General features: G+C 72.5%; 1 protein-coding gene. It reads right to left on the reverse strand.

From position 1 onward, the window contains the following. Positions 1-285: 285 nt before the first annotated feature. Positions 286-550, reverse strand: a 265-nt coding sequence (locus tag CWM52_RS26455) for a hypothetical protein (RefSeq protein WP_206057741.1), incomplete at its 5' end; no start/stop codon positions are given.

Here is a 550-nt window from a genome sequence, read left to right on the forward strand (position 1 = left end):
TTGCGCCGCCATCCGGGTGGCCCGCAGGTGTCGGGAAATATTCCCCGGTGGCGCTGCGCTTACCGGGGCTACGGGGACGTGCGCTCGGGTATCCCGGATAAGGCGCTCGCGCCGCCATCCGGGAGGTTTCCCGCCGGGGGCCGGAAATATTCCCCGGTGGCGCTGCGCTTACCGGGGCTACGGGGACGTGCGGTCGGGTAGCCCGGATCAGGCGCTCGCGCCGCCATCCGGGTGGTTTTCCGCGGGGGCCGGAAATATTCCCCGGTGGCGCTGCGCTGACCGGGGCTACGGGGACGTGCGGTCGGGTAGCCCGGATAAGGCGCTCGCGCCGCCATCCGGGTGGTTGCCCGCAGGTGTCCGGTAATATTCCCCGGTGGCGCTGCGCTGACCGGGGCTACGGGGACGTGCGGTCGGGTAGCCCGGATCAGGCGCTCGCGCCGCCATCCGGGTGGTTTTCCGCGGGGGCCGGAAATATTCCCCGGTGGCGCTGCGCTGACCGGGGCTACGGGGACGTGCGGTCGGGTAGCCCGGATCAGGCGCTCGCGCCGCC

The sequence above is a fragment of the Raoultella sp. T31 genome (assembly GCF_002806725.1).
Classification (GTDB): domain Bacteria; phylum Pseudomonadota; class Gammaproteobacteria; order Enterobacterales; family Enterobacteriaceae; genus Klebsiella; species Klebsiella electrica.